Origin of the sequence: Zoogloea oryzae (assembly GCF_030161255.1) — a bacterium.
In the GTDB taxonomy this organism is placed as follows: domain Bacteria; phylum Pseudomonadota; class Gammaproteobacteria; order Burkholderiales; family Rhodocyclaceae; genus Zoogloea; species Zoogloea oryzae.
On sequence record NZ_BSPX01000154.1, the window covers coordinates 1 to 3,184 of the forward strand.

General features: G+C 70.5%; 3 protein-coding genes and 1 pseudogene. 1 reads left to right on the forward strand and 3 read right to left on the reverse strand.

Features of this window, described 5'->3' with window-relative positions; genetic code table 11:
• Positions 1–331, forward strand: a pseudogene (locus QQK25_RS22515) (RNA polymerase subunit sigma-24); the annotation flags it as partial.
• A gap of 121 nt (positions 332–452) precedes the next feature.
• On the opposite strand, the gene QQK25_RS22520 reads toward QQK25_RS22515, so the two are convergent.
• The 3 genes from QQK25_RS22520 to QQK25_RS22530 form a co-directional block, all read right to left on the reverse strand.
• Positions 453–1,160 (reverse strand): ABC transporter ATP-binding protein, encoded by a 708-nt coding sequence (locus QQK25_RS22520; RefSeq protein WP_284189975.1) that lies wholly within the window; start codon positions 1,158–1,160, stop codon positions 453–455.
• Complete coding sequence (locus QQK25_RS22525) at positions 1,157–2,377, reverse strand: ABC transporter permease (protein ID WP_284189976.1); 1,221 nt, start codon at positions 2,375–2,377, stop codon at positions 1,157–1,159. The genes QQK25_RS22520 and QQK25_RS22525 overlap by 4 nt, the downstream gene beginning before the upstream one ends.
• A gap of 148 nt (positions 2,378–2,525) precedes the next feature.
• Positions 2,526–3,184, reverse strand: a 659-nt coding sequence (locus QQK25_RS22530; protein WP_284189977.1) for an efflux RND transporter periplasmic adaptor subunit, incomplete at its 5' end; no start/stop codon positions are given.

The following is a 3,184-nucleotide window of genomic DNA, read 5'->3' on the forward strand; positions in this document are numbered from 1 at the left end:
GCGGGTGGACGACACCGACTGGGCGCGCATCGTCGGCCTTTACGACGCGCTGGCCCAGCTCGTCCCGTCGCCGGTGGTGCGCCTCAACCGGGCGGTGGCCGTCGCCCGCGCCTACGGGCCCGAGGCCGCACTGGCGCTGGTGGATGAACTCGCCAGCGAACCGGCCCTCGCCCGCTACCACCTGCGCCACGCGGTGCGCGGGGATCTCCTCGCCCAGCTCGGCCGTGGCGCGGACGCCGCCGCCGCTTTTGAAGAAGCCGCCCGCCTCACCCACAACGCCGGCGAACGGGCGGTAATGCTGCGAAGGGCGGCGGAAGCGCTGGGAGGCTGAAACCGGATCGCCCTGTAGGTCGGACTTCAGTCCGACAACACGGGTTGATCAGCAGGGATTGACCAAGCAGGGGATGTCGGACTGAGGTCCGACCTACGGGACGACCTACAGAAGCAGGACCTTACCCGCCCGCCGGGTCGTCTTCGGCGATGCGCCCATCCACCAGCCGCACGATGCGGTCGCAGCGGGCGGCGAGGCGCGGGTCGTGGGTGACGATCAGGCAGGCGCAATTGGCCTGGCGGTTGAACTCGCGAAGCAGCGCGAAGATCTCGTCGGCGGTGTGGGTGTCGAGGTTGCCGGTGGGCTCGTCGGCGAGGATCAGCCGCGGCTTGAGGGCCAGCGCCCGGGCGATGGCGACCCGCTGCTGCTGGCCGCCGGAGAGCTCGGCCGGCTTCTTGCGGGCGTGGGCCTTGAGGCCCACCGCGTCGAGGAGCTGCAGCGCGGTGGCCTCGGCCTCGTCGTCGGGCCGGCCGCGGGCGATGATGGTGGGCATCATCACGTTCTCCAGCGCACTGAAGGCCGGCAACAGGTGATGGAACTGGAACACGAAGCCGATGCTGCGCCCGCGAAGCTGGGTGATCTCGGCCTCGGACAGCGTGGCCGTGTCGCGCCCGGCGATGGACAGCCGCCCGCCGGTGGGCCGCTCCAGCAGCCCGATGATGTTGAGCAGCGTGCTCTTGCCCGAGCCGGACGGCCCGATCAGCGCAGCGAACTCGCCTTCGGCCAGCGTAAGGTCGATGCCGTGGAGCACCTCGGTCTCGACCGGCGTGCCGACATTGTAGGCCTTGGTGAGGCCGGCGAGCTGGATGACGGGAGCAATGGCGCTCATGAGCGGATCGCCTGCACCGGGTCCATCCGCGCGGCGCGGCGGGCGGGGATGAGGGCCGAGGCGAGGCCGACGACGGTCGCCACCAGGGCTGCCATCGCGATGAAACGGGGTTCGAGCTGGGCCGAGAACAGCGGCGAGCCGTCGGCGTTGCGGTAGATGTGGGAGAACACCTGGAGCAGGGTGAAGGCCAGCAGGCTGCCCACCACCGAGCCCACCGCGCCCACCAGAGCGCCCTGGATCAGGAAGACCTGCAGGATCGCCGAGCGGGTGGCGCCCATCGCCCGCAGGATGCCGATCTCCTTCTGCTTCTGCACCACGCTCACCACCAGCACGCTTGCGATGCCGAGCGCCACGATGATGGTCACGAAGCTGCGGATGAGGTTGTTGGACACCGTCTGGTTGCGCAGCGCGGCGAGCAGCTGGGCGTTGGTGGTCATCCAGCTATCCACGGTGAGGTTGGTGGCGGCGCGCAGGCGGTCGGCGACGGCCTGGGCCTCGAAGATGTCGGCCACGGTGAGATCCAGGTTGGAGATGCCGCCGGGCAGGTCGAGCAGGCTCTGGGCCAGCGGCAGGGTCACGAAGATCCAGCGGCGGTTGAGATCCTTGTTGCCGATGTCGAACACGCCGCCCACCACCAGCAGCTCGTCGCGGCCGTTGGGCAGCATCACCCGCAGCTTGTCCTCCAGGCCGATGCCCAGATCCTTGGCGAGTTCGCTGCCGATCACCGCCCGCGGGCCATCCACCGCAAAGCGGCCGGCGACCATGTATTCCTCCATGCGCACGATGCGCCGGTAGCGCTCGGCATCCACGCCCATCAGCGCCACCGACTTGTTGGCCTGGCCGCGCACCGCGAAGGCCGGCCCGGTGGCCACCGGCGACACCGCGGTGACGCCTTCCATCCCCGCCGCCAGCCGGGCGATGTTCTCCCACTGGTCCACCGAGCGCAGGCGCTGGGCGCGGGGTTCGATCACCGTGGCGTAGCCCTCGTCGTCGATGGCGCGGCGGTTGGCTTCTTCGAGGGGGCGGATCACCACGTGGGCCTGGCTGCCCAGCACCCGGTCGACGATCTGGGCCTGGAGCTGGGTGATGAGCTGGGTGAGAAAGACGATCACCGCCACCCCGCCGGTGGTGCCGGCGAGGATCAGCAGGGTCTGCATCCGCCCCTCGCGCAGGAAACGCAGGGCGACCATCGGGGCAAAGGGCAGGCGGAACTTCATCGCGCGGCCACGCCCAACGACCCTGTAGGTCGGACTTCAGTCCGACAACACCGCCACGCCGACCCACCTGCAACGCCAATCGCGTCGTGAGGCAGATGTCGGACTGAAGTCCGACCTACAGGCTGACCTACAGGTGCAGCACATCCCGTCACTTGGTCATCCCTTGCGGAACCTGCAGGCCGCCGACCTTGGGCTTCCTGGGCGGACGCACGCGCACCTTGTCGCCTTCCAGCGCGCCGGAGGCCGGCAGGATGGCCTGGTCGCCGTCGGCAAGGCCGGAGGTGATCTCCACCTGGCCGATACCGGCAAGGCCGATGCCCACGTCCACCCGGGTGGCCACGCCGTCGCGCACCGCCAGCACCCACGGGCGCGGGCTGTCGGCCTCGCGCACCGCCTCGGCGGGCAGCACGAGGGTGGCATCCTTGTGGCCGGTCACCGTCTCGACCGACACGGTCATGTCGGGCCGCAGGAAGGCCGGCGGCTTGCCGACGCGGAAGCGGATCTCAACCGTGCCGCGCTGGGGGTCCACCGCCGGAGCGAGGTAGTACAGCTCGGCATCGAAGGGCTGGCCGGGGAAGGCGTCGGCCACGCCGCCGGCCTTCTGGCCGATCTTCAGGAAGCGCAGGTTCTTCTCGTCCACGGTGGCGTAGATACGCGTCTCGCCGGCGTCGGCGAGCTCCAGCAGCACCTTGCCGGCCGCGGCCACGTCGCCCGGCTCGGCTTTGCGGGTGAGCACGGTGCCGGCCGAGGGCGCCGTGAGGGTGAGCAGCGCGGCGCGGGCCCTGGCGTTGGCGAGCTGGGCGCGGG